Origin of the sequence: Streptomyces sp. RK62 (assembly GCF_018070255.1) — a bacterium.
Lineage (GTDB): Bacteria > Actinomycetota > Actinomycetes > Streptomycetales > Streptomycetaceae > Streptomyces > Streptomyces nigra.
In genome coordinates, this window is sequence record NZ_JAGPYD010000005.1 from 119,561 (window position 1) to 139,275 (window position 19,715).

24 protein-coding genes and 2 pseudogenes are annotated in these 19,715 nt (G+C 68.9%); 13 read left to right on the forward strand and 13 right to left on the reverse strand.

Annotated features, from left to right (window positions below; genetic code table 11):
- Nucleotides 1-137: 137 nt before the first annotated feature.
- Nucleotides 138-299 carry a hypothetical protein gene (locus tag KBY32_RS11455; protein ID WP_210979843.1) on the reverse strand — a complete coding sequence of 54 codons (162 nt, stop codon included), beginning with the start codon at nucleotides 297-299 and terminating at the stop codon, nucleotides 138-140.
- 164 nt (nucleotides 300-463) lie between these two features.
- Here KBY32_RS11455 and KBY32_RS11460 point away from each other — a divergent pair, with 164 nt between their 5' ends.
- A complete protein-coding gene (locus tag KBY32_RS11460; protein ID WP_210979844.1) occupies nucleotides 464-865 on the forward strand; it encodes a DUF6578 domain-containing protein in 402 nt (133 codons plus the stop codon).
- Between the two features lie 149 nt (nucleotides 866-1,014).
- Here KBY32_RS11460 and KBY32_RS11465 read toward each other — a convergent pair whose 3' ends face one another.
- Nucleotides 1,015-1,665, reverse strand: a complete 651-nt coding sequence (locus tag KBY32_RS11465; protein WP_210979845.1) for a LysE family translocator — start codon at nucleotides 1,663-1,665, stop codon at nucleotides 1,015-1,017.
- A 152-nt stretch (nucleotides 1,666-1,817) separates the two neighbouring features.
- Between KBY32_RS11465 and KBY32_RS11470 the strand changes: the two genes are divergently transcribed.
- Complete coding sequence (locus KBY32_RS11470) at nucleotides 1,818-3,029, forward strand: NAD(P)/FAD-dependent oxidoreductase (protein ID WP_210979846.1); 1,212 nt, start codon at nucleotides 1,818-1,820, stop codon at nucleotides 3,027-3,029.
- Nucleotides 3,026-3,955 carry an RNA polymerase sigma-70 factor gene (locus KBY32_RS11475; protein WP_210979847.1) on the forward strand — a complete coding sequence of 310 codons (930 nt, stop codon included), beginning with the start codon at nucleotides 3,026-3,028 and terminating at the stop codon, nucleotides 3,953-3,955. Before KBY32_RS11470 ends, KBY32_RS11475 begins: the two co-directional genes overlap by 4 nt.
- A gap of 55 nt (nucleotides 3,956-4,010) precedes the next feature.
- Here the strand turns inward: KBY32_RS11475 and KBY32_RS11480 are convergent, their stop codons facing one another.
- The 4 genes from KBY32_RS11480 to KBY32_RS11495 all read right to left on the reverse strand — a co-directional run bounded on the left by KBY32_RS11480 (nucleotide 4,011) and on the right by KBY32_RS11495 (nucleotide 6,673).
- Entirely contained in the window at nucleotides 4,011-4,424 is a 414-nt protein-coding gene (locus tag KBY32_RS11480) for a VOC family protein (protein ID WP_210979848.1), read from the reverse strand.
- Nucleotides 4,421-5,005 (reverse strand): dihydrofolate reductase family protein, encoded by a 585-nt coding sequence (locus KBY32_RS11485; RefSeq protein ID WP_210979849.1) that lies wholly within the window; start codon nucleotides 5,003-5,005, stop codon nucleotides 4,421-4,423. Before KBY32_RS11485 ends, KBY32_RS11480 begins: the two co-directional genes overlap by 4 nt.
- A gap of 77 nt (nucleotides 5,006-5,082) precedes the next feature.
- A complete protein-coding gene (locus KBY32_RS11490) occupies nucleotides 5,083-5,700 on the reverse strand; it encodes a dihydrofolate reductase family protein (protein ID WP_055620386.1) in 618 nt (205 codons plus the stop codon).
- Nucleotides 5,701-5,830: 130 nt separating this feature from the next.
- Nucleotides 5,831-6,673 carry a helix-turn-helix domain-containing protein gene (locus KBY32_RS11495; protein WP_210979850.1) on the reverse strand — a complete coding sequence of 281 codons (843 nt, stop codon included), beginning with the start codon at nucleotides 6,671-6,673 and terminating at the stop codon, nucleotides 5,831-5,833.
- Between the two features lie 129 nt (nucleotides 6,674-6,802).
- On the opposite strand from KBY32_RS11495, the gene KBY32_RS11500 reads away from it, so the two are divergent.
- On the forward strand, nucleotides 6,803-7,408 hold the full coding sequence (locus KBY32_RS11500) for a dihydrofolate reductase family protein (protein ID WP_210979851.1): 606 nt from the start codon (nucleotides 6,803-6,805) through the stop codon (nucleotides 7,406-7,408).
- Nucleotides 7,409-7,503: 95 nt separating this feature from the next.
- Here the strand turns inward: KBY32_RS11500 and KBY32_RS11505 are convergent, their stop codons facing one another.
- Entirely contained in the window at nucleotides 7,504-8,133 is a 630-nt protein-coding gene (locus tag KBY32_RS11505) for a class I SAM-dependent methyltransferase (protein ID WP_210979852.1), read from the reverse strand.
- 36 nt (nucleotides 8,134-8,169) lie between these two features.
- Here KBY32_RS11505 and KBY32_RS11510 point away from each other — a divergent pair.
- Nucleotides 8,170-9,080, forward strand: a pseudogene (locus tag KBY32_RS11510) (IS5 family transposase).
- Between the two features lie 68 nt (nucleotides 9,081-9,148).
- Here KBY32_RS11510 and KBY32_RS35815 read toward each other — a convergent pair.
- A pseudogene (locus tag KBY32_RS35815) lies at nucleotides 9,149-9,301 on the reverse strand (M20 family peptidase); the annotation flags it as partial.
- A gap of 251 nt (nucleotides 9,302-9,552) precedes the next feature.
- Here KBY32_RS35815 and KBY32_RS11515 point away from each other — a divergent pair.
- The 4 genes from KBY32_RS11515 (at nucleotide 9,553) to KBY32_RS11530 (ending at nucleotide 14,374) form a co-directional block, all read left to right on the forward strand.
- A complete protein-coding gene (locus tag KBY32_RS11515) occupies nucleotides 9,553-10,365 on the forward strand; it encodes an LppX_LprAFG lipoprotein (protein WP_210979853.1) in 813 nt (270 codons plus the stop codon).
- A gap of 263 nt (nucleotides 10,366-10,628) precedes the next feature.
- Nucleotides 10,629-11,069 (forward strand): NUDIX hydrolase, encoded by a 441-nt coding sequence (locus KBY32_RS11520; RefSeq protein ID WP_247689323.1) that lies wholly within the window; start codon nucleotides 10,629-10,631, stop codon nucleotides 11,067-11,069.
- 36 nt (nucleotides 11,070-11,105) lie between these two features.
- Nucleotides 11,106-13,241 carry a HEAT repeat domain-containing protein gene (locus KBY32_RS11525; RefSeq protein WP_210979855.1) on the forward strand — a complete coding sequence of 712 codons (2,136 nt, stop codon included), beginning with the start codon at nucleotides 11,106-11,108 and terminating at the stop codon, nucleotides 13,239-13,241.
- 320 nt (nucleotides 13,242-13,561) lie between these two features.
- Nucleotides 13,562-14,374, forward strand: a complete 813-nt coding sequence (locus KBY32_RS11530) for a hypothetical protein (RefSeq protein WP_308293699.1) — start codon at nucleotides 13,562-13,564, stop codon at nucleotides 14,372-14,374.
- Nucleotides 14,375-14,456: 82 nt separating this feature from the next.
- Here the strand turns inward: KBY32_RS11530 and KBY32_RS11535 are convergent, their stop codons facing one another.
- The 4 genes from KBY32_RS11535 to KBY32_RS11550 all read right to left on the reverse strand — a co-directional run bounded on the left by KBY32_RS11535 (nucleotide 14,457) and on the right by KBY32_RS11550 (nucleotide 16,190).
- A complete protein-coding gene (locus KBY32_RS11535) occupies nucleotides 14,457-14,993 on the reverse strand; it encodes an RICIN domain-containing protein (protein WP_210979857.1) in 537 nt (178 codons plus the stop codon).
- Between the two features lie 36 nt (nucleotides 14,994-15,029).
- Nucleotides 15,030-15,389, reverse strand: coding sequence for a PLAT/LH2 domain-containing protein (locus KBY32_RS11540; protein ID WP_115505143.1), 360 nt, complete (start codon nucleotides 15,387-15,389; stop codon nucleotides 15,030-15,032).
- 106 nt (nucleotides 15,390-15,495) lie between these two features.
- Nucleotides 15,496-15,897: a hypothetical protein gene (locus KBY32_RS11545; protein ID WP_210979858.1), complete on the reverse strand. Its 402-nt coding sequence runs from the start codon at nucleotides 15,895-15,897 to the stop codon at nucleotides 15,496-15,498.
- Nucleotides 15,897-16,190, reverse strand: a complete 294-nt coding sequence (locus KBY32_RS11550) for a hypothetical protein (RefSeq protein ID WP_210979859.1) — start codon at nucleotides 16,188-16,190, stop codon at nucleotides 15,897-15,899. Before KBY32_RS11550 ends, KBY32_RS11545 begins: the two co-directional genes overlap by 1 nt.
- Before the next feature lie 153 nt (nucleotides 16,191-16,343).
- Here KBY32_RS11550 and KBY32_RS11555 point away from each other — a divergent pair, with 153 nt between their 5' ends.
- On the forward strand, nucleotides 16,344-17,165 hold the full coding sequence (locus KBY32_RS11555) for a LuxR C-terminal-related transcriptional regulator (RefSeq protein ID WP_210979860.1): 822 nt from the start codon (nucleotides 16,344-16,346) through the stop codon (nucleotides 17,163-17,165).
- A 117-nt stretch (nucleotides 17,166-17,282) separates the two neighbouring features.
- On the opposite strand, the gene KBY32_RS11560 is transcribed toward KBY32_RS11555, so the two are convergent.
- Entirely contained in the window at nucleotides 17,283-17,597 is a 315-nt protein-coding gene (locus KBY32_RS11560) for a hypothetical protein (protein ID WP_210979861.1), read from the reverse strand.
- A 179-nt stretch (nucleotides 17,598-17,776) separates the two neighbouring features.
- On the opposite strand from KBY32_RS11560, the gene KBY32_RS11565 reads away from it, so the two are divergent.
- From KBY32_RS11565 to KBY32_RS11575, 3 genes are all read left to right on the forward strand, one after another.
- Nucleotides 17,777-18,424: a CatB-related O-acetyltransferase gene (locus KBY32_RS11565; RefSeq protein ID WP_210980041.1), complete on the forward strand. Its 648-nt coding sequence runs from the start codon at nucleotides 17,777-17,779 to the stop codon at nucleotides 18,422-18,424.
- Between the two features lie 37 nt (nucleotides 18,425-18,461).
- The gene (locus KBY32_RS11570; protein WP_210979862.1) at nucleotides 18,462-18,917 is read left to right on the forward strand and encodes a hypothetical protein; all 456 of its coding nucleotides are present in this window, start codon (nucleotides 18,462-18,464) and stop codon (nucleotides 18,915-18,917) included.
- Nucleotides 18,918-19,013: 96 nt separating this feature from the next.
- Nucleotides 19,014-19,706, forward strand: coding sequence for a DUF305 domain-containing protein (locus KBY32_RS11575; RefSeq protein ID WP_210979863.1), 693 nt, complete (start codon nucleotides 19,014-19,016; stop codon nucleotides 19,704-19,706).
- Nucleotides 19,707-19,715: the final 9 nt, after the last annotated feature.

A 19,715-nucleotide genomic window follows, 5' to 3' on the forward strand; every position in this document is an offset into this window, starting at 1 on the left:
TCAACACAAGTCCTCGGCGCCCTCACATGTCCCTGGCGCCCGCCCTGATCTCCTCGTGGATGCGGGGGTACACCACTGCGACAGATGTTGCGGATGCCGTCCAGGTCGGCCCGCTGTCAGTCGAACATGCCCGCGTATCACGGGTCTGGTTCGCCGGACACCGGGTCCAGGCCTGCGTGGAAGCGGCGTTCCTGCTCCTCGTGATGGACGAAGGTACCTACTCGCCCCGACAGCGAGAGGTCGCTCAGCGGGCACGCGTCGAATTCGGCAGTCATGAGGCGCCGCAGGAAATCCGTCATGCCGCAGTCGAACAGGGCCCAGTGCGGGTCGCCGTGTCTTCTCCAGACGACCACAGGCCACTCGTCGGGGGTTGGGACGATATCCGGCGTTGCGCTGCTGGTACGCCTCGATGTCGAAGGCCGGCGGGCGACCGCCTGCGCGACCTCGCGCAGACAATGAGGGCATGACGTTGACGATTTGGGTCGATGACTGGCAGATCCAGTGCTGCGGGGAGAGCTTCACGCCGGGGGATGTCGTCTCGTGGCAGCTGCTTGAGGTCGATCCCGAGGACTACGCCGACCTGGTCGGTCGCGATCGCGCTGCGGAGATCGACTTCTGCGAGGAGCACCATGGCCGGGGAGATGACCCCGCGCCGACCCGGTTGCGGGTGCTGACCGTCACAGAAGTGCACTGCCGGTACGTAGTCCCTCCGGGGAGCACGTCGAACGCGCGCCACCCGGTGCCGGGCACAACCGAATGGGTGCCCGTCAGGCAAGCGGACGGACGGGCACTCAAGCGCCAACACGTCGAATTCACCGGCTACCTCGTCACAGCCGAGCGAGTTGTGGACGGGGAAGGCGCCTGACCCGGTGTCGTCCAGTCAGTGCATGAGCTTCAGGTGCGGGTGGTGCGGTGACACGGGGCGGATCCGGTGCGTCCCGCGCGTACAGCTGCGCGACCGGCAGCATCGCTATGGGCCCCTCCGGCGGAGCACAAATAGAGGCGCACAACTCCTCACGCCGCCACCGCGACCCCGACGCCGACCGCGATGAACAGCCACCCGGTCGTCAGCTCCCAGCGATGGCGGATGGCGGGGCGGGCCAGGAGCGCGCGCAGCCGTGCGGCGACGGCGACCAGGCCGAACCAGTACGCCACGCCGATGAGCACGTCCAGGATGCCGAGGAGGAAGATCTGCCGCGCCGGTGAGCCGCCGCCGTGGACGAACTGCGGCAGGACGCTCAGGAAGAACAGCGCAGCCTTCGGGTTGAGCACGTTGGTCAGGAGCCCCTGCCGGAAACCCGACCGCCACCGACTGCCGGACCCACCGCCCCCAGTCACAACCGGCGCGATCGCCTGACGCTGAGCGCCCCGTGGGCGGGCCGTACGCCGGGCGGCGAGCACAGCCCGGACACCGAGATACACGAGATAGCCCGCGCCCCCGAGTCTGATCGCGTCGTAGATCACCGGGGAGCGAGCGGCGACCACGGACAGCCCGACCGCGGCGGCCAGCATGTGCACGCACAGCCCGCTCTGCGCGCCCAGCGCCGCCGCCCGCCCCTTGGTGGGATGTTCGGTGGCCGATCTGAGCACCACGAGGAAGTCCGGACCAGGGACGACGTAGGCCAGCAGCACCACACCGAGGAAGCCGACGAGGTCGACTGACATCCCTCCCCCTTCCGTTGCCGCCCGCCCACGGCCATGGCCTGGTCGAGTACCCCACCCTGCCCGTGACGCGCATCACAGATTCTCCGTGTCACGTTCGCGCCCTCTCCTCCCATCTCGTGGGCGTCAAGACGCGATAGACGGAGGACGGAACGATGAAGAACGCACAGCACGAGACGGGTACGGCGGCGCATGCCCACCGCGTCGTGATCCTGGGGGCGGGGTACGCCGGCATGGCCGCGGCCGTTCAGCTCGCGGCGCGGGCGAAGCGGCGCGACGACGTGGACGTGACCCTGGTGAACGCGCAGGAGCGGTTCACCGAGCGCATGAGGCTGCACATGGCGGCGACCGGGCGGCAGCTCGCCGAGCTGAGCATCGCCGAACTCCTGGCGGGCACGGACGCACGCTTCGTACGCGGCTGGGTGACGGCCGTGGACCCGGACGCGAAGACCGTACGGATCGACGACGACCAGGTCCTGCCCTACGACACGCTCGTGTTCGGGCTCGGCACCACCACCGACACCTCGGCCATTTCGGGCGTCGAAGAGCATGCCCACACGCTCAGCAATGCCGAGGACGCCGAGTTCCTGGCCGAACGGCTGGCCCGGCTCGGCAGCGGCACGGTGGTGGTCGCGGGCAGTGGCCTCACCGGCGTCGAGTCGGCGGCGGAGATCGCGGAACAGCACCCGTACCTCGACGTCGTACTCCTGGGCAGGCAGGAGCCCGGTTCCACCATGAACCCGAGGGCCAAGACGTATCTGGACGCCGCACTCCACCGGTTGGGCGTCCAGGTGCGCTCCGGCGTCGAGGTGGCCAAGGTGCTGCCCGGCGCGGTGGAACTGGCCGGCGGCGAGACCGTCGCGGCCGACGCGGTCCTGTGGACCAGCGGCACACGGACGTCGCCGCTGGCGGCCGCCGCCGGGCTGGCCGTGGACGAGCGCGGGCGGATCGTCACCGACACCGCGCTGCGGTCGGTGTCCCACCCCGACGTGTACGCGGTCGGCGACGCGGCCGCCATCCGCCAGGCCTACGGCGTCATGCACGGCACCTGCCAGGGCGGCATGCCGACCGGCGTGCACGCCGCACTGTCGATCGAGCGCGTGCTCAGGGGCAGGCAGCCCAAGCCGTTCCGCTTCGGCTACTACCACACACCGGTGAGCCTCGGACGTCACGACGCCGTGGTGCAGTTCACGCGGCCGGATGACACCCCTCGCCGGTTCTGCCTGACGGGACGCATGGCCGTCCGGTACAAGGAGACGGTGACCGCCTCGCCCTGGCCGACGTACGGCCGTATGAAGAAGATGCCGGCGTCGGGCGCGTTCTGGCCCCGCGGTGGCCGCTTCACCCGGATCAGGGGGAACCGGTGACCGGCCCGTCCGCCACCCCCGGCCAGGCGGTCTTCCATGAGCACCGACGGCTGCTGTTCGCCGTGGCCTACCGTGTCCTCGGCAGCGCGGCCGACGCCGAGGACACGGTCCAGGACGCGTGGATCAAGTGGTCGGGCGCGGATCGTTCGCAGGTGGCCGACCCCAAGGCGTATCTGACGAGGATCGTCTCCAACCTGGCACTCGAACGCCTCCGTTCCGCACGGCACAAGCGCGAGACCTACGTGGGTCCCTGGCTGCCGGAACCCGTCCTCACCACGGGCGACGCCTCCGAGGCCGTCGTCGACGCCGAGTCGGTGTCGATGGCCATGCTGGTGGTGCTGGAGACGCTCAGCCCGCTGGAGCGCGCGGTGTTCGTGCTGAGGGAGGTCTTCGACTTCAGCCACGCCGAGATCGGCGAGGCGCTGGAGCGTTCCGAGAGCGCGGTGCGGCAGGCGGCGCACCGGGCCCGCGAGCACGTACGGGCCCGGCGCCCGCGCTTCGCGGCCGACCGGGCACGGCAGCGCGCGGCCACCGAGCGGTTCTTCGCCGCGGCCACCGGCGGTGACGTCAACGCCCTGATGGAACTGCTCTCCCCGGACGTCACCCTGTGGACCGACGGCGGCGGCAAGGTCCGCCAGGCCCTGCGCCCTGTCGTCGGCGCGACCACGGTGGCCTCCTGGTTCGCGGCCATCGGCACCGTCACCTACCAGGGCGTGGAGCCGGCCGACATGAACGCCGGACTCGTCGAGCTCAACGGCGGGCCGGGAATCGTGTTCAGCGGACCGGCAGGCGTGATCGCCACCGTCACCTTCGACTTCGACGGGGACGGCCGTATCACCGCCATCCACAACGTGGCCAACCCGGACAAGCTCCAGGCCGTAGCCGACGGCACCACTCACGACCTCTCGGTCGGCCGGTCGTCCTGAGCCTGCGCCGCGGCACGGCATCCTGGAAGGCGGCGAAAGGAGCACCGCCGTCACCTCAGGCGAAGTCCTCCGGCGTGATGCCGCTGCCGTGGCTCCTCGGCCACTCCACCAGCTCGATCCGGTAGCCGTCCGGATCCGTCAGCCACGAGGTCTTCGGGCCGCCGGGGCCACCCGGATACTGCAGGGCTCCGGGCCTCAGACCTGCCTTGGCGAGCCGCTTCAGGGTGGCGGTGAGGTCCTCCACCTGGATCGCGAGGTGATCGAAGCCGCTGCCGACGTCCACCTGGCCGTCGCCGGGACGGTGGACCAGTTCGAGCGAGGCCGCCGGTTCTTCCGGGAACCTGAGGAGTACGAGGTGAGCGCCGTCGCCGAGCGCGACTCTGCCCAGTTCGGCGTAGCCCAGGGCGGTGTAGAAGTCGAGCGAGCGGTCCAGGTCCGTGACGCGGTAGGAGACGAAGAGCGTCTTCACGCGACCTCCTCGGGTCGGCGCACCCGGTAGCGGAGGTGCGTGACGTCGCGGTCCTCGAGCCGGCGTACGAGGTCCAGTTCGATGTGATCGTCCCCCAGCTGGTCGAACAGCCGTCGACCGTCCCCGAGGAGGACCGGAACCAGGTGGATCTCCATCTCGTCCAGCTGCCCGGCCCGCAGAAGCGCTTGCGCTGCCCCCGCCCCGTGGACCATCACCGGCAGGGTCCCCGCCGCCGCGCGAGCCTGACGGGCGCAGTCCTCGACGTCGGTGACGAAACGCGCCTGCCCCAGCGGCACGTCCCCGTCGTCCACCTGGTGGGTGAGAACGAGGATCGGCACGCCGTCGTGGTGGTCGCCCTGCCAGCGCCCGGCGAGCTCGAAGGTGCGCCGGCCGGAGATCACCGCCCCGGTCGCCAGCGCCTCACGGTAGACCTGGCCGCTCGGCCCGTCGGACTCACGGTCGTCGAGCCAGTTGAAGAGACGTCCACCGCGTCGCCCGAGCTCCTGCCCCGGCCGGTCGTCCGGACCGGCGATGAAGCCGTCGAGGGACATCGACATGTACAGCCGGATCGGTCCACCCATGATTGCCGCCTCCATCCTTCGCTCCCCGTCGGAAGGAAGACCTCAGCCGACCGGCGAACTCATCGCACCTATGGTCCTCAGCGGCGCACCCTGTACCTGAGGTGCAGCACCCGGTCGCCCTGGATGACCACGTGCGGATCCTCCAGCAGGACCTGCCCGTCGATGCTCCCGAAGTACCGCCTGCCCGAGCCGAACACCACCGGCACCACGTCCATGGCCACCTCGTCCACGAGACCCGCCGCGAGGACCTGACCCCCGACCTCGCCGGCGCTCACCGCGACGACCCGCTCCCCGGCGAGCTCCTGCGCCTTGTCGATCGCTGCCGTCACCCCGTCGACGAAGTGATAGGAGGCCTCCGGATGCCAGCCCTCAGGCTTGGGCCGATGCGACACCACGACCACATGGTCGCCCGCGGGCTGATGACCCTCCCAGCCGTTCGTCAGGTCGAAGAAGCGGCGGCCCATCACGATCGTGCCGATCGACTCCCACATCGGCCCGACGTACTGCGCCGACGCACGCGAGACCTTGAAGGCGCTGCCGACGCTGGAGTGGTCGTACGCGTCCTGCTGGTCCCCACCTGCGCCGATCGGGGTGTCCCCGCTGAAGTACCACTCGTGAAGCGGCCCCACGTCGTCGTGATCGTCGGCGATGAAGCCGTCCACCGACACGACGTTGTGCATGATCACTGTGCCCACGGGATCCTCCTCGACTCCGTCTGCGTGTGCACGTCGTCCCCGTCCCCGTCCGTACACACCGGTACAGACCCGCACACACTCGTGCACAGCCGATCTTGCCGTGCCGACCCGGGAGAGGGCTTGTAAGAAATCAATCGGCGGGCATCGGCCCGGCGTCCGGCGGAAACCCCGGCGCGGCCGGGAACCGGCGGCGCAGCGCCAGATATTCCGTAGGCGTGTGGCCCGTGAAATCCTTGAACTCCCGGCTGAAGTGCGCCTGATCGAAGTAGCCCGCCGTATAGGCGAGCTCCGGCCAGCCGGTCGGACGCCGGGCGTCCACGGCAAGGATCAGCCGTGCGAAGCGGTAGATCCGCGCCAGCCGTTTCGGGGTGACCCCTGCATGAGCCTTGAACTGCGCGGCCAGGTGGTTGCCGCTCACCCCGGCCTCCGTGGCCAGCGCGGCGACCGGAACCGCGCCGCCGGACGTGACCAGACGCCCGCCCGCGTGCAGGACGAGATCGAGTCCGCGCGGCGGTGCCTCGGCGAGTCGCGACAGCAGTTCCGCTTCCAGCACGTCCAGCGTGTGGGCCGCCGACCCGGTGTCGCCGATCCGGTTGCGGATACGGTCCACCGAGCGTCGCCAGACGGTGTCGACCGGTAGCCACCGGTCCCGCAGCTCACTCGCCGGAACGCCGACGAACGGCGCCAGCCCCCAGGGCTTGAAGTGCACCCCCACGAGCCGGACCCGTGCGGGGTACTCGACGACGAAACGCCTGGTCCACAGGCCCATGAACCACCCCTCGGCCAGCACGGCCGGCGGGACCCCGGGAGCGGAGTCCCGCAGGAGGACGGGGTCGCCGAGGTTGAGGAAGAGGTGAGCGGACGGCATCGGAGGGATGTTCATCCGGCGGTGACGCGGCACCCCGCTGAGACAGTAGATGTCGTCGACGAACCGGTCGAGGGGAGGACAGGGCGCCCGGCCGACGTACTCCATGCGTTCAGTCTGCCCGACGGCCGTGACGGGCGCGCGACACCGAGCGAATCGGGTGCTGCTCCCCATAGAGCCGATGACTTTGCGGCGGTCGTGCCGTCTACCCCTTCGACAAGACGAAGGGAGCGCACCATGCGCAAGATCATCGTTTGCACGTTCCTGACCCTGGACGGCGTCATGCAGGCGCCGGGCGGTCCGGACGAGGACAAGCAGAGCGGCTTCGAGCACGGCGGCTGGCAGAAGCCGGTGGACGACGACGAGGTCGGCGCGGCCATCGGCGGCTGGTACGAGGATTTCGACGCCATGCTGCTCGGCCGGAAGACGTACGAGATCTTCGCGTCGTACTGGCCGACCGCCGATCCCGGCAACCCCTTCACCGACCGGATGAACAGCATGCGGAAGTACGTCGCCTCCCGCACCCTGACGTCCCTCGACTGGCAGAACTCCGAGCTGCTCCAAGGCGACGCCGCCGACGCCGTCCGCAAGCTGAAGGAATCCGACGGCGGTGCCATCAGCGTCGTCGGCAGCGGCGACCTCGCCCAGACCCTCATGCGACACGGCCTCGTGGACGAGTACCGGCTCACCATCCACCCGGTCATCATCGGCACCGGCAAGCGGCTGTTCGCCGACGGAGCGATCCCGACCGCGCTGGAGCCGGTCAGCGTGACGACGACCAAGGGCGGCACCGTCGTCGGCGTCTACCGCACGAACGGGGAGCCCAGCTACGACAGTTACTAGAGCCTGTCTGACAATTCCCGTCCAATCAGCGAGGTTCGGCTGAGTTGGCAATCGGGAGGTGCGCCGACCGTCCGGCGGGGATTACCGGGCAGGGCCTACGAACGGCGGGCCAGCAGATGGGCGTCGAGGAAGCCCCTTTCGGAGGCTGGATCGTGGAGCAACCGGGCGAAGGGAACGAGCCCGGCGTCGACCAGCAGTTCGGCGAGGCGATCCGCCGGCCAGCTGTAGGCAGGCGCCACCTTGTGGTCGAAGCGGACCGGTTCTTGTTCGTCGGTCCCGAAGAAGGAGACCAGGAGCAGGCCATCCGGCGCCAGGACACGTGCCTGCTCGGCGAGCAGCTCCGGCAGTTCTCCCGGGGGGGTGTGGATCATCGAGTAGTGGGCCAGTACGCCGCCGAGCGCGGCGTCCTCGATCGGCAGGGATTCCATCCGCGCTTCCTGGAAGCGCAGCGCCGGATGGGCCTGCCGGGCGTGGTCGATCATGCCGGGGGCGAGGCCGAGTCCGAAGGCGTCCAGGCCCAGTTCGTGCAGCATGGCTGTCAGATGTCCGGGACCGCACCCGACGTCCGCTGCCCGCGGGTTGCCCGTCGCGCGCACCAGTTCGGCGAAGGTGCCGATCATGGTCCGGGAGAAAGGCTGTGTCTCCAGCCGGTTTGCGAACAGCGATGCGTACAGCTCGACGACTCCGTCGTAGGCCGTCCTGGTCTCGTCCTGATGATTCACCACGGGCAGGACTCTATAGCCGGTCTGATAATTGATCTTGTGGTAGATCGAGGTGAGTTGACGGATGCGGCATGGGGGCGGATAGAGCCCCTTTTGCCCCAGGTGGACGGACGGGCCGTCCGTGGCGTGATCACCGGCAGGTGGTCCACGGCGTGCTGTGGCGGCTACGGACCGGGGCCCCTTGGCGCGACCTGCCCGAGCGGTATGGGCCGTGGCAGACCGTCTACGAGCGGTTCGCCCGCTGGGAGGCCGATGGCACGTGGGCGAAGCTGCTGGAGCATGTCCAGGTCCATGATGACGCGGGGGGCCGGGTGGAGTGGATCGTCGCCGTTGACTCCACGATCAACCGGGCCCACCAGCACGCCGCGGGCGCCCGTAAAAGGGGGACGTAGACAGGGACGAACTGGAAGATCCGGGCCGCTCGCAGGCGTATCAGGCACTCGGTCGGTCCCGGGGCGGGCTGACCATCAAGGTCCATCTCGCCGTCGACGGCCGGGGACTGCCGCTGTCGATCGTGCTCACACCCGGAAACGTCAACGACGCCACCGCGTTCGCCGACGTCCTCGACGGGGTCCGCATCCCGCGCGCTGGCACGGGCCGCCCGCGCACGACACCGGACCGTGTGCTGGGTGACAAGGCCTACTCCAGCAGGGCCATCCGTCATCTGCTGAGGCGTCGGGGCATCGCCGCCACGATCCCCGAGCGCCGCGACCAGGTGGCCAACCGTCGACGCAGGGGGCGCTTCGGTGGCCGGCCACCCGCCTTTGACAGGGAGATCTATCGCGACCGCAACGTGGTCGAACGATGCTTCGCTCGCCTCAAGCGGTTCCGTGCGATCGCAACCAGGTTCGACAAGCGCGCGGACCGCTACCGCGCGGGAGTCGTCCTAGCCTCCCTGATTCTCTGGCTCCGCGAAACGGCCAGGTGATCATTTGTCAGACAGGCTCTAGAGGCGAGCGCCCACGTCGGCGCGGCCCGCCTGAACGGGCTGGACACCGCCCCCCCGTCGCCCAGCGACTCACTCCCTCCCGACAAGTGCCGTGAGAACGCCGGCCGCCAGCGCCGACCGGAACACCATGCCGGACACGGACGTGCGCTCCGAGCGGGCATGTGCCCCCTGGCCGACCGCCCCGATGCCATCCAGGACCGGCACCCCTGCCGCCGCCAGGAAGATCCGAAATGGCGATCGGTTGGGTGGACGGGGCCGATGAGGATCAGTGGCGTGGCGAAGTGCGGAAGGTGCTGCAAGCGCTGGAGGCGTCTGCGGATCGCTGAAGATCGGTCGTGCGGGAGGGCTTCGCTGTGGGCCGAACCGAGGGCGAGCACATTTCGTTCGCACTGTTGTGCACGACTTCGTAAGATCGCCGCGCGAGGCGTGCCGCGAGGGGCAGGACGCTCGCTCAGAAGCTTCGGAGAGTTTTTATGAGTCGCCGTCCACTGGTACTCGTCGCTGCCGTCGTGCTGTTGTGTGCCGGCTGCTCCGCAGCAGACGCGGATAGCAATGACAAGGCTGAGTCGGCGAAGGCATCGGCATCGGCATCGGCAGACCAACAATCCGCCGTGCGGAAGGCTGTTGCGGCGCTTCGTCAGGACAGCGCCGGCTTCGACCAGGAGATCGAGATTGAGGGCGATGGCCAGGTCTACCGCCTCTCCATCGCCGGCGGCTTCGACTTCGCCGCGGATCGAGGCCATCTGGAGGTCGATCTCCCCGGCGGTGCGATCGACCACAGCGAGCAGGTGTTCGCGGACGGCAAGATCTACATCAACGGCGTCCAGGGATCCGGCGTGGACAACTGGGCAGTCATGGCCCGGGACAAGGCCGAGGCCCACTACCTGCTGCGGGCACCGCTGAACGACCCCGAGCACGTCCTGCAGCAGATCGCCGCGATGCGCAAGATCTCCCGACAGGGCGAGGAGAAGGTCGAGGGCGTGCGTACGGCGCACTACCGAGGCATCCTCGACCACCGCACCACCACTCTCCGCACCGCCCCGGACGTCCGCACGAAGATCGACCGAACCCGCGACGCCCTGGGCGGCGATCTCCCGGTTTTCGCGGACGCTTGGATCGACGGCAAGGGACGCCTGGTGCGGGTCCGTATGAACGTCAACATGTCCGGCGCCGGGGTGACATCGACGATGACCCTCTCGGATGTCGGGAAGCCGGTCCGCGTCACGGTTCCGCGCCCTGCGGACACCACCCCGGTGACCGAGGTCAGCGGCGTCCTGAACGGCTGATCCAAACGAAAGGCCCCAAGGGACGAGTCTCACGGGCCCGCGCGAGGCGTTGGCCTGTCGGTGGCGTCTGTCAGGATGCGCGGATGACCTCAACCGGCCGCCCGTCCCTCGAAAGTGACGAACAGTCGCGTGCCCACCTGCTGAATGCGATCGGCACCATCGAACCGTGGGACAGCCTGGAAGGCACCCACCTGAACACCACGAGGCAGTGGATCTCGAGCGGGGCCCCGCTCCACCGGGTGCGCAAGCCAGACGTCCCCCCAATGCACCTGGTGAGTTACTTCGTCGTCCTCGACGACACGAGCGACCGGCTGTTGCTCGTAGCCCACCGCAAGGCGGGCCTGTGGCTGCCGACCGGCGGACACGTCGAACCGGACGAGGACCCGTGGGCCACGGTCGTGCGCGAATGCCAAGAGGAACTCGGCATCGAGGCCATCGCGTCGCCGAGCACCGGCGGGTCGCCCTTCTTCCTCACCGTGACGGACACGCGGGGGCCGGGCGTACACACCGACGTCTCGCTCTGGTACCTCCTCGCCGCCGACGCTGACACCATCACCTCCTACGACGAGGGGGAGTTCAGCGCCATCCGGTGGCTCACCCCGGACCAGGTACTCGCGGAGTCGGACGACGTGCTCGACCCCCACATGCACCGCTTCACACGCAAACTCCAGCGGGCCCGGGTTGCCGGTAGCCCCCGCGCTTAGCCACCGTTGTCAGTGCCGCCTGGCATGGTTCGGATCATGTTCGACGGACTCCACGCCATCGACTGGGCGTCGATGGAGCACGCATACGGCTCGGCCGAGGAGGTGCCGGGGCTGCTGTGGGCCCTGCGCTCCCCGGACGCCGAGGAACGCCACACGGCCCTCGACCGGTTCTTCAACGCGGTCCACCACCAGGGCAGTGTGTATCCCCCAACGGCGGCCAGTCTGCCCTTCCTTCTCGAATTGGCCGCCGACCACGGCACACCCGACCGGGCCGCTGTCGTCGAGCTGGTGGTCAGCATCGGCCGGGAATCGCTGGACCGAGGCTTCGAGGAGGACGGTACCGAGATTGAGTACTACCCCCCGATGGGTTGCGCGCAGGCCGTCACCTTCCTGCGTGAGCGTGGCGCGCAGTTCGCCGAACTCGCCCGCGATCACGACCCGGACGTGCGCCTGGCCGCCATCGGCGGGATCGGGCTCTTCCTGGAAGACCCCGATCTAGCCGCCGCACTGCTGCGCGAACGACTCGCCGCCGAGCAAGGCATCACCGCGCGTCTCCGCATCACGGACGCGGCAGCCACCATGGCCCTACGCCTGCCGGCGGCAAAGGACGAAACGTCGAACTGGCTCACCACGCTCGCCGCCGACCCGGCCCAGGACCCGGTGACCCGGCTGGCGGCCGTGGTCCAACGGGCCCGTTGCGCACCGGAGATGGTCGACGAGACGGTCGTACCGGCCACCGTCGGCCTCCTGCGCGAGATCGCCGGTGTCCTGCCTGCCCGGCCCATCCAACCGGCCCCAAGCCACCACCCGGCACCCCCGGCGGACGGGGTTCCCCCGCAGATCGTCGCCGCTTTCGCCGATCTCGACCGGGACGCGCGCGTGTACGCACCGACCACGGGCCTGCTGCGTACGTTCCACGAGGTTCTGGACTCCCGCGTACCCGAGCGCACTGCCCTGCTGGCCGAGCAGTTGGCCAGCCCCGACCCGGGCGCGCGGCTGGACGCGGTGCGTATGAGCGGGGAGCTGATGCGGGCCTGGCGAGGGGATCACGCTCGGCTGGTGATGCTGGTCGCCGACCAGCTCAGCACGCCCGACCAGGAGGTCGCCGCCGAGGCCGCGGCCGTCCTGGCCTCCTGCCACCCGATCGCCGGCCCGGCCCGGGAGGCGCTCGCCACGCACGTCGACGCCCACCGGGCCACCCATGGCCCAGGCGTATGGGCGGCCCCCGACGCGGTGCTGCGCAGAAGCCACCAGGAGGCGGTCCGGGCCCTGGCAGGCCTCGGCGACCCACGCGCCGTCCCCAGTCTGCTGACCGCGCTGGACGGCGGCGTGGACGCCTGGCGTGCGGTCCAGGTCGCCGCCCATGTGCCGCAGGCCGCGAGCGAGTTGGTCCCCCGGCTCTGCGACCATCTGCGCCGCCTCGACCTGTCCCAGCAGTGGACGGAGATGAGCGCCAACGCCCTGCTGACCGCCCTGGCGGAGCTGGGCGACCCGGCGGCCGTTCCCGTGGTCGTGGACGCACTCGACGCCGCAGTACGCCATGAGCAGCACGGCGTCACGAGGTCGGCCCTCAAAGCCCTGCGATCATTCGGCCCGGCGGCCGCCGAGGCACAGGACTCGATCCGTTCCCTCACCACCGCCACCGGCGGACACGTCCGCCCCGCAGCCGTCACCGCGCTGTGGGCCGTCGGCGGCGACCTGACCGAGGCCATGCCCCTCCTGCTGGGCCTCCTCGACGACCGCATCACCTTCCGGATCAGTGACGCCGCCGATGTGCTCGGCGAGATAGGCCCGCCCGCCTCCGCCGCCGTGCCACGCCTACGGGAGCTTCTGACGCACGACTACGAATGGGTCCGGGTGCACTGCGCGGCCGCGCTCTGGGAGATCGGTGGCGAGACCGAGGCACCGGCCGTCCTGGGCACCCTGCTGCAGGCCATGACCCAGAACCCCGCGACTGCCAACCATGTCGTCACTTGCCTCGACCGCATGGGCCCCCTCGCGGCACCGGCCCTGCCCTTCCTCCGCGAGCAACTGGCCCAGCCACGGCGCGGCGGCCGATTCCAGAACATCACCCACGACGAGGAACTCCAGCGGGTCAGCCGTACCCTCATCAACCGACTCGACCCACCGGCACCGGCAGTCTCGCCCTCGTGGACCGCGTGCAGGCGGTGACGCGGTCCTCCGCCCTCCGCCAAAAAAGACGGTGCGTTCCGTCGGGAGAGGAGACACACTTACCGGGTTTCCGGGCGAGGAGGCTTTGTTTGCACGTGTTCGTGTGTGCTGGGTGTGGCACGGAGTTGACGGCGCCGGTGTCCCAGGTGGCCCTCCCGGTCCACGCCCACCATGGGTCATGGCAAGAGTTGCTTCCCGCGCTGATGGAGCCCGCGACGTACGCCGTGGACCCTCGACCCACTGGACCGCCGTGGCGGCCGTGGTCGGACGTCGGAACCGACGCGGCCGCCCGACAGGGCATATACGCACCGGTCCCCGCCGTGTCCTTCGGCGCGCGGAACAGGATCGTCATCGCCCCCGGCGACTCCCGCTCCATGACCCTGCTGTTGGAGCAGTGCGACGGCCACTGCTGGGGGGTGGACGGCCGGGCAGGCCCCAACCTGGCATGTGAGGGCTGCGGGCGAGCCGTGGCGACCCGCATCGACGACTGTGGGCGGTGGCAGACGGTATGGCTGGAACCCGACGCGGTCCTACGCCGCCCTTCGGTGCTGCCTCCCGCGCCGCCGCCCGACTGGGACGATCTGGCACGCGCCGAACACCGGGTCCCACCCGTCGACCCGGACGGGTCGTGGAACCGGCGCTGGGAGACGGCCGTCGGAGTCGCCCTCGCCCACCTCGTGGCGGTCACTGAGGACCGTCCCGTAGCCCTTCCCTCCGGTCCCGTCACCGATCTGCTCGGTCACGCCGTCGGCCGGTACCTGCCGACCGGTCCCGACGCCCGTACCGTCGGACTGGCCGGCCCGGGGATCGGTACACCCCGCCCCCGTCCCGACGTACTCCTCGTGCCCCGCCACCCCGTCACGGGCACGCCCTGGCGCCCGCCAGCCGACGACGCGGAGGTGGTGCCGTTGGACAACGGGGTCTGGGCGTTCCTCGCCCACCCGGACGAGACCTCACCGCTGCCTGCGTCGGGTTTGCTTCCGGACGGCGTCCTGCGCGACGACTACCCTCTGCCGCCGCGCCCGTGGCGCCCACTGACACCCGACGACTACGCCTTCGAGTACACCCTGGTCAGACTCCCCGCCATACGCACCCCCCGGCTGCGCCGGTACCACGACGGACACCGGCCGTAGCCGCGTAGGCGGCACACGCACAGACCGGCCCGCACACTCCCGTGCACGGGCCGGTCATCGCCCCCGTTCCGTTTTTCACGGGTCAGCGGAGCTGCCACTGTTGATTGTCTCCGCCGTGGCACTGCCACTGGTGGGCGTAGGTGCCGTTGCCGCCGGGCGGCATGTCCAGGCACTTGGCGCTGTGCCGGGCGACGAGCTCGTAGTAGCCGTTGCCGCGATAGGCCAGTCGCCATTGCTGGTTGGTGTCGCCGTGGCAGCCTCCGGACCAGGCGATCACCGGTGCCCCGTTACTCGTTCCGACCACGTCGAGGCAGTTTCCGTCGTACAGGCTGCGGATGAGGACGTAGCCGTCACCTGCGGACTGCAGGTACCACTGTTGATGAGCGCCGGAGTGACAGGGCCACTGGAACACCGCGTCCGTGGGGTCACTCTGCAGCGGGGATTCCAGGCATCGTCCACCGCTCTTCAGGACCAGTTGATAGCTGGTGACCTGGGCTTGGCGGACCTGTCCACGCGTCGGCCTGTCAGCTTGGGCGGTTGCGGAGCCGACCGTGAAGCCACAGGTCAGCAGCACCGCGCTGATCAGCCCGAACGTGGTGCGCCATAAGCGAAGGTGCATTGTCTCTTTCACTCTCCTCAGGTCTGCGTGAGACGGTCAGGCCAGGTCGAGGATCCGGTCGATCTGTTCGTCGTGCTCGTCGGTGGAGAGCCACAACGAGCAGGGGAACGACCATTCCTGGTCGCTGTCCTCGTTGCGGATGACGATCCGCTCCAGGAACCAGCCCGGCCACCCGCCGGTGTTGTCGTGCCGGATCCGGACCTTTCGTAGGTCGCCCAGGTCCCGAAGGGTATGGACGAAATTGGACACGCTGGCGCGTTCGAAGTCGTCCCCGCCGCTTTCGAGGTGGATTTCCTCGCTGCTACCGGCGCTCCCGTAGATGGTCAGATACACGTTCGCGTCGGTTCCGGCACTCTCGACCTTTCCGGTGACTACTTGAATCCGGTATTCAGGCATGCGCTGACTCCTCGAAGTGAACTGAAGTGCGGGGAAGTGACGTGCGGGGAAGTGGCCGGTGAAGTGGCGTGCGAGGAAGTGACGTGCGGGGAAGCAAGGCTTTCGCTCACCCTGCGAAAACCGCCGCCACGGCGGCCATACGCGCGATCAGGGAGGGCACCTTTTCGCCGGACTCGTTCCAACGGCCCAGGATCTTGTCGAACGAGTCGGGCGCCCATGTCAGGAAGACGGCATGGCGCGCGACCCGGGCGGTGTCGGCCGGCGGCATGCTCTCCCACCAGGCGTCCGTTCGGTCCGACGTGCCGATCACCGTTCCGTCCACGCCGTAGCGGTGCAGTCCGGACTGGAAGACGGGTGCGTCGTTCGCGTCACTGAAGATGACGTACGTCGCGCCGTGATAGCCACCGAACCAGGTGAAGGTGGCCGTGCGGGTCTGGGCGGCCACTTGGCCGGTGCCCAGGTCCAGGACGCCCCAGGTACGCATCCAGTGGTTCGCACCGAGGTGCATCAGGCCCGAGTCGAACTGGCGGGTCCCGTCGGCGCGAGCGGACCGGCGGCCGGAATGCGCTGGAGCTCCTCTTCGGACAACGTCACCTGCTGCACCTTGCTCGGGTGGACGTCGACCCCGGCCGCGAGGACGACGGCGGGGCTGAGGATCCGCTTCCTCCGCCCGCCCTGGTAGAGGTACGGAGCGCCGCCCGCGGAGGAGGTGAGGATCGTGCCGTCCCCCAGGGCGCTGAGCTCGACGTGCGGATCTCCTTCAAGAGGCGGGGCGTCCTGTCGTGTTTTCTTTTGTGGCATGACGAACCTCCGTGAGGTGGGGTTTCAGTGGGGTCGATGCTCGGACCGACGAGTGAATGCATCCGGGCGCAAACATGCTGCCTGAGCCGATGGCAGCGGAGATATAGAGAGAATTACCTAGAAAGGATCAGCCGCCTCCAGCATGCTGGCGCCATGGCTGACTTATCGCAGCGTGACTACGAGCGCATGCTCGACATAGCGGTAGCGGTCCTGGAAAGCCGGACGCCTGAATCGATGTGGCATCTGGTGGGCCAGGAAATACTTGAGGTCCTTCACGCGACAACCACCATTTTCGTGGACCTGCGCTGGCGGGAACGAACCGGTCACACCGAAGGCTGGGCACCCGAGTGGGTGGGACGTACTCCACTCGCGGAACTCGTCGTACGGCGCATGGAGCAGCAACATCCGCTGTTCCGCTACACCGCGAGCGGTCAACGGCGACCCGCCACCGTGGACGAAGTCTGCGACCGCATGGACTGGTTGAGGTCGGACTGCTTCCACGAGGCCTACGAGATCTACGGCACCACGCGACAGATGGCGCTTCCGCTACCGGCGACCGGAGACGTGATCCGCGGCTTCATCATGGGACGTCCGGGCAGGAACTTCACCGGACGAGAGACCTCTCTCGCGGCACGGCTTCAGCCCCTGCTGCGAAGTGTCGATATCCATGTGCGGGAGGTGCGTCGACTGGCCGGTGCCGACGAGGGGCACGGCGAGCCGACCGACCCGGCGACCAAGGCCCGGGAGTTGGGGATCACCCCGCGCGAGCTCACCGTGCTGAACGTGCTGGCCGAGGGACTCACCGCCGCGGCCATCGCCCGTCGCCTGGGCATCTCCGTGCGTACGGTCCACGCGCACCTGAACGGGCTGTACAACAAGCTGGAAACGCACGATCGCCTGTCCACGGTCCTGCTGGCAGAGGATCTGGGACTGACGCTCCCTCTCGCAAAGGGCGCTCATCCGCGATCGCCTTGAGGGACGACTCGGGGGTGGTACTTCCGTACTTCCCAAGTCGACCCGGTAGTTGGTCACCGTGCTACGACGGCAGACGCCCCCGATCTCTGGCAACAACAGGAGCGCTCTAGCGCGGGTTCACGCCGTGTCGCGACTCCCGCGATCGCGGCCGGCCAGCTGACCCACCATCATGACGACGAGACCGGCGAGCAGCATTGCGGAGCCGATCAGAGTTCCCCATGGCCGAGCACTGGAATCACTGATGATCACCCCGAAGATCACCTGCCAGAACAAGGCAAAGGCCATCACCAGCTGACCCCAGCCGTAGAGCCGCGGGGTGCGGACACGGCGCCGGTTCATGGGAAGCACCCAGCCGCTGGTGACCGCGGCAAGGCCGGAAGCGGCGATGAGCAGCGCCATAGGAGCAAGCAGTACGGCGAGGTACACCTTCACGGATTCTCCCTGCGTGCCAGGCCTCCGCCCGACGACAGCGTGATCATGACACCCGCTGAGACACACGTCCACAAGTGCGTAGTGCTGGCGGCCCTGTCATGAAGAATCCGGTGGTCGCCCGGCGGGCGTGTTGCGATCATGAACCGCCCGAGCCTGCGATGCGTGAGGAAGTCGATCGAATGCCAACTGTCCCCGCCGATCCGACCGTGGTGCATCCGATGCCCGACCAGACTCGGGTGGTGCTGCTGAAACCCCTGGTCACGTCGCCGCTCATCGAGGTGGGGGAGTTTTCCTACTACGACGACCCGGACGACCCGACCGCGTTCGAGACCCGCAACGTGCTGTACCACTACGGGCCGGAAAGGCTGGTCATCGGAAAGTACTGCGCCCTGGGCGAGGGCGTGCGGTTCATCATGAACGGCGCCAACCACCGCATGGACGGCCCCTCGACGTTCCCGTTCCCGATCATGGGCGGTTCGTGGACCGAGCACTTCGATCTCATCACCGGGCTGCCCGGCCGTGGTGACACGGTGGTCGGGAACGACGTCTGGTTCGGCTACCGGGCCACGGTGATGCCCGGCGTCCGTATCGGACACGGGGCGATCATCGCTTCCGGTTCCGTCGTCGTCGACGACGTTCCCGACTACGGCATCGTCGGCGGCAACCCGGCCAAACTCATCCGCCGTCGCTTCGACGGCGAGCACATCGCCCGCCTCCTGGCCGTCGCCTGGTGGGACTGGCCGGCCCAGCACCTCACCGAGCACATCCGGACGATCATGTCCGGCAGCATCGATGAACTGGAAGCCGCGGCGCCGAAGCCTCAGTAGAAAGGCTTCAGAGCCTCAGCTGAGTAGCATGAGGCCCATGGTGCGTGTGAGCAGTCGGCTGCGAGTGGGCGGTGCCTTCGGGTACCTCCTGCTGGTGGCCGTGCTCACGTTCGGCGTGTTCTCCATGCACACCATGGGTCACCCGGACCACTCGTCCGGCACAGGGACCGTCAGCGCATCCCACTTCGCCGCCAGCCCTCATCAGGGCGACGTAGCTGCCGGTGTCGGTCCAGCAACCGGGCCCGCCGCGCTGACGGACCACGGGGACCTGACTCCCGTCCAGTCCTCGGCAGAGCACCCCATGACCGGCATGGACCCGCTGTCCGTCTGCCTGGCGATTCTCACCGGATGGCTGCTCTGGTCGCTGCTGGGAGCGGCGGTTCGCCGGAAGCAGCACCTCACCGCTCTCCTCGCGCGAGCCCTGGCCGTACTCCCGGCCCTGCCGCCACCGTCCAGACCCCTCTTCGCTCAGCTGTCAGTGCTGCGGATATAGGCCGACACGCAGCGCGGACTTCGTCATGCCCGCGCACCGCGCCAGTACGGCACTTCCACTTCCCCTGACAGAACTGATCGAGCGAGGTATTCGCACATGAGCACGCACAACCCTGCCCCGCGTCAGCGCCTTCGCCGTCGCATCGCGCTGGTGAGCGCTGTCGCGGCGAGCGGGCTGCTTCTGGCCGCCTGCGGCAGCGACGACATGGACGGCATGGAGCACGGGAGCGGGAGCTCCGCGTCCGCCACGTCCGCCACGCCCACGCGGTCGGCCGACGAGAACCGGGCAGCCGGCACGTTCAACGACGCGGACGTCATGTTCGCCCAGATGATGATCCCGCACCACGAGCAGGCGCTGGAGATGGCCGAACTCGCGTACGGCCGAGCCGGCGACACGGAGATCAAGTCCCTGGTCACGGACATCGAGAAGGCCCAGGACCCCGAGATCCAGACCATGAAGTCCTGGCTGAAGTCCTGGGGCAAGCCGGCGTCCACCGAGAAGGACATGCCCGGCATGGACCACGGCTCCTCCGACATGGGCCACGGCGGGTCAGGAATGTCCGGAATGATGTCCGAGGAGGACATGCAGAAGCTCGAGGCCGCCAAGGGCACCGCGTTCGACCGGATGTTCGCCCAGATGATGATCGAGCACCACGAGGGGGCGATCGCCATGGCGAAGGACGAGCAGAAGAACGGCCGTAACGCCACGGCCAAGAAGCTCGCCGCCGACGTCGTCGAGTCCCAGTCCGCCGAGGTCCAGAAGTTCAAGAAGATCCTCGACCGGATCTGACCCGCGTCC